The organism is uncultured Succinatimonas sp. (assembly GCF_905203285.1).
In the GTDB taxonomy this organism is placed as follows: domain Bacteria; phylum Pseudomonadota; class Gammaproteobacteria; order Enterobacterales; family Succinivibrionaceae; genus Succinatimonas.
Genome location: NZ_CAJKVK010000122.1, coordinates 1 through 4,687, shown reverse-complemented (window position 1 = coordinate 4,687; position 4,687 = coordinate 1). Strand labels below are relative to the sequence as shown.

The 4,687-nt window shown below is 37.9% G+C and carries 5 protein-coding genes; all 5 read left to right on the top strand.

All coding sequences use genetic code 11. From position 1 onward, the window contains the following. Positions 1-135 precede the first annotated feature (135 nt). On the top strand, positions 136-1,122 hold the full coding sequence (locus tag QZ019_RS09320) for a YafY family protein (protein WP_294565026.1): 987 nt from the start codon (positions 136-138) through the stop codon (positions 1,120-1,122). Between the two features lie 144 nt (positions 1,123-1,266). Then, a complete protein-coding gene (locus QZ019_RS09315) occupies positions 1,267-2,466 on the top strand; it encodes a multidrug effflux MFS transporter (protein WP_295484495.1) in 1,200 nt (399 codons plus the stop codon). Between the two features lie 8 nt (positions 2,467-2,474). Beyond that, a complete protein-coding gene (locus tag QZ019_RS09310) occupies positions 2,475-3,206 on the top strand; it encodes a DsbA family protein (protein ID WP_295484493.1) in 732 nt (243 codons plus the stop codon). After that, positions 3,207-3,410, top strand: a complete 204-nt coding sequence (locus QZ019_RS09305; protein ID WP_294565018.1) for a hypothetical protein — start codon at positions 3,207-3,209, stop codon at positions 3,408-3,410. Positions 3,411-3,961: 551 nt separating this feature from the next. Beyond that, on the top strand, positions 3,962-4,687 hold a 726-nt coding region (locus QZ019_RS09300; protein WP_295484490.1), incomplete at its 3' end, for an FGGY family carbohydrate kinase.

Genomic DNA, 4,687 nt, shown 5'->3' with positions numbered 1-4,687 from the left:
ATTTTTTATAAAATCAATTGAATTATTATGCTATACTTCATGCCGAAAATACGTATAAAATAATTATGTTTTATACCTGTGTAATTTTGGCATTAATTCTTTGTCTTAAGATTGCTACTTAAGTTTGGATTAAGAATGAACCGTAATATTAAAGAAAATGATAACAATATAGAAAAAGACAATCGTTCTTATAATAAGTGGAATCAGGCTCGCCGCCTTGAATTTATTGACTTTCGTTTAAGCTGTGACGGAAAAATAAATCGCAAGGATTTGGTTGACTTCTTTTCTATTTCCGTACCTCAGGCATCATTGGATTTATCCAAATACCAGGAAATGGTTGAGAACTCCGAGCCTCCAAGAGCAAATCTTAAATACGACAGACATTCTAAAGTCTATGTAAGAACAGATGATTTCAAACCGATTTTTCCGAATGTTTGTTCACCGCAATCTTATTTAAACGATCTTTTAAATTACGCTCAAGGCGATTTAAATCAAAGCCGTAATTTTTTCGGTTTTGTCCCTAATGTCGCATTAGCTACTTTTTGTCCTCCGCAGCGTAATATTAATTCCGAAGTTTTATTTAATATAGTTAACGCGATCAGAACTCATAAGGCGGTTCATATTGCCTATCGTTCATTAAAGACCGTTAATCCGACAGATCATTTAGTTGCTCCTCACGGTCTTGCCTTTGACGGCCTGCGCTGGCATGTTCGCGCTTATTGTTATGATCATCACGGCTTCCGTGATTACGTTTTATCCCGTATCGTTCATTGCGCAGTTCCTGAGATTTTAGCTCCGGATGATCGTTTCCCGGATCCTGTAGGCAACGGTTTTAGGGAAGTAGGTACTTCTGCTGAAGATGACAAAGAATGGAATGAATTTATTGATTTGATATTAAAAGCAAATCCTGAGCTTCCTGAATCTGCCCGTCGTGTGGTCGAGTTCGATTACGGAATGGAAGAAAACGGCACCGTTTGCTATCCGTGTCGCAGAGCTCTTTTATTTTATGTCTTGCAGTGGCTGCGTCTTACTAAAGCAGATGCTGCTTTACCTCCCGAGCAGAGATTAATCGTCCTTGACAATGAGTCGGAAGTATACAGACGATTGGCCGGCGGCAATTAAAATTCAGTTTTGTCAAAGAAGGTCTTCTGCAATATAAAGCGAAGGCCTTTTTTGTTAATTAAGATTCATTTTTTTTAGTTTTGTTTGGAAAAACACGAATTCCGCTAATAAAATTGCATCGCATTGTGTTTTTTAGGCAGAAAAATGAATAAGATGACCTTTGATAAAATAATTTATTTCTTTACTTTAGGAATGCTTACAGCATTCGGACCTATTTGCACAGATATTTATTTACCGGCACTTCCTGCCATTACCGCTGATTTTCATACTGACGCTTCCACAATTCAGTTATCTTTAACTTCCTGCTTTTTAGGCCTGGCTTTAGGTCAGATTTTTGTCGGTCCTTTATCTGATACTTTTGGCCGCAAGATTCCTTTGCTTATTTCTTTAGTAGTATTTGTTATTACATCAGCTTTATGTGCTTCTGCAAATGATGTAATGACAATGGTGGTGCTTCGTTTCTTTCAAGGGTTTTCAGGTGCCGGAGGTGTAGTTCTGTCTCGTTCCATGGCCTGCGATTTGTTTTCAGGAACGGAACTTACCAAATTTATGGCTCTTATTATGACGGTGAATTCTTTGGCTCCTATTTTCGGACCTATTGTGGGAAGTGCCGTTATAGTATTTTTCTCGTGGCGCGGGATCTTCGGTGCTTTAGTAATTGTCGGGATTATTCTGGTTTTACTGTCGGTATTTAAAATCCCGGATACTTTACCAAAGGACAAAAGAGAGCCTAAAGTTGTTAAATCTATTACCGGAATGCTCAAAGAGCTGCTCAATTTACGCTTTTTGCTTATCACTCTGTCAATGGCGTTTATCATGGGCGGTTTTTTCTCTTACTTGGCCGCTTCTCCTTTTGTGGTACAGAATATCTATGGTTTTTCAGCTGTCGGTTACTCTGTAATTTTTGCCGTTAATGCCGTAGCAATCACTTTGGCAGCACAGCTTGCAGGCAGATTATCAACCCGTATCTGTGATGCAAGAGTGGTTCTTTTGTCTCTTGCCGTAATGCTTGTTTCAAGTTTGGCAATGCTTTTTATCGCTTTTATAAAGCCTCAGTCCCCGCTTCCTGCTTTAATTGCAATTTTATTTTATGTGGCAATGATAGGATCTTCACAGACGGCAGGCTTCGGTCTTGCTATGGGATCCAGAAAGGGTGGAGCCGGTGCGGCATCCGGAATTTTCGGTGTATTGATTTTTATCTTTGGGGCTTTATTTTCTCCCCTCGTCGGAATTATGGGAGAAATGTCCATGATTCCGCTTGCGTTTAATATGTTTTTTGCTGTAGTGTTTTCATATGTTTTGTTCATGTTCGGACTAAAAAAGAAAAGGCCGCTTAGAAAATAAGGTTCTATATGTTGTTTAAAGGTTTGGTTTTTGCATCATGTTTTGCGCTGTCGCTGTCAGTACCGGCATCTGCGTTTGGCAGTTCATTTTCTCCTGAACAGAAGCAGGAAATTGAAACTATTATTCATGATTATTTAATGAATAATCCTCAAGTTTTGGTTGAAGTTGCGCAAACCTTGGATCGCCAGCAAAAAGAAGCAGCTAAAAAACAATTTGATTCGGTCGTTGAGTCTATTGTTGCCAATAGGGATTTACCAAGACGCGGCGGCGGTGAAAATCCGAAGCATTATTTAATTGATTTCTTTGATTACAATTGCGGATATTGCAAGAAAATAAGACCGCTTACCGAGCGCCTTGCAAAAGAGCATCCGGATCTTCAGGTTATCTATGTGGAATTTCCTATTCTGTCTGCCACCAGTATTCAGGCTGCAACTATTGCTGCGGCATTATATGTAAAAGATAAAGAAAAGTATTTTGCATATCACGATAAATTAATGGCTGAAACCAAGAAGATAGATTCACTTGATTATATTAAAGCGGTCGTTAAGGAAGTTGGAGCCGATTTTGATGAGTTGTCGGCATTGGCAAAAGAGCAAAACGTCGGAATGGTTCTTGGGCAAAATATAAGTTTAGGTAAAACTTTGGCTATTACTGGTGTTCCGTATATGATTCTTGACGGTCAAGAAATTCGCGGTGCCATTAACAGTTATGAAGCTTTGGAAAGTATGCTGAATAAATAAATGTGGTTATACATAGTTATTGCCGTTCCTGTGCTTTTTGTTATAGGAACGGTTTACAGTGCCTTAAAAGAGCAAAAAAAACTTGAGCAGGGGGAATTAAAGCGCGTTTTGGAAAAACGTGCTTTGGAAAAGCATAATTTGCTTAAAAAATATAAAGGCAAATCTGTTATTAAAGATAATTGGGATGATGACGATAAGTGGTAAGTGCTGTTATTAGAATAGCTTTTTTCATGTAAAGAAAATTTAAATTGTGTTTTTGTACATAATCTCTTCTTGTAAATAGTGCTGAAATTTAAAAATTTTGAAAAATAATTTTTATTGTTTTGTAAACGTTTGCGTAAAGAACTAAAATGTTTAATTGTAAACTTTTAGTTTTTTAGAGACTATTCCTTTAATAAATTAAGTTTATGTAAGCGTAATCTCCCGTGAAAGCGTAATTAATCAGCGCTTGACTGTTTTTATAAAAAATTATGCATAGATCACGGTATTGAATAAAAGTAACGCTTTTTTACTGATTTAATTTTAATATATATCCGTGCTCGTGCACGTCAACACGATTTGATGCGATATCCTTGCCTGTTGGGCAGGTAAATTAAGTCATCAGATATTGTTTTACTGACTTTGACAGTATGCAGTGATACTCGTATTGAATAGTGCTGCCAAATTGTCAGGTTACTTTTTAGAAATATCAATTTGATAGGATTGCCGCTTTTAGAGCGCAGTCCAAACGGCAGAGGTCACAGAAAGTCGCTTTTATGAAATATTTATTAGGAATAGATCTTGGAACATCAGGGACAAAAACCGTTCTATTTGATGAAATGGGAAAATCCGTGGCCTCAAAAACCATTGAATATCCTTTATATCAACCGAAAAACGGTTGGGCCGAGCAAGATCCTGATGATTGGTATAACGCTGCAGTTAATACCGTAAAGGCGGTTATAGAAGAAAGTCGGGTAAATCCTGCAGATATTAAAGCCTTGTCTATTGCCGGTCAAATGCACGGACTTGTCATGATTGACGCTCACGGCAAAGTTCTGCGTAACGCCATATTATGGTGTGACTCAAGAACCGGAGAAGAGTGTGATGAAATCACTAATGCCGTGGGAAAGAATTGTCTTATTGAGATTAATGCCAATCCGGCGCTTACAGGATTTACCGCACCTAAGATTTTGTGGGTCAGAAAGCATGAAAAAGAAATTTATGATAAATGTTCATGCATATTGCTGCCTAAGGATTATGTTCGTTTTAAGTTAACCGGTAAAAAAGCAATTGAGATTTCTGATGCATCAGGTACAAACCTTATCGACATCAAAAAGAGAGAATGGTCTTTAGAGATATTAAATGCTTTAAATATTGATCCTTCATTAATGCCGGAGATTATTGAATCATCTGCTGTTGCAGGAACAATCACTAAAGAAGCTGCCGCACTTACAGGGCTTCTTGAAGGTACTATAGTGGCAGGCGGTGCCGGTGATAATGCT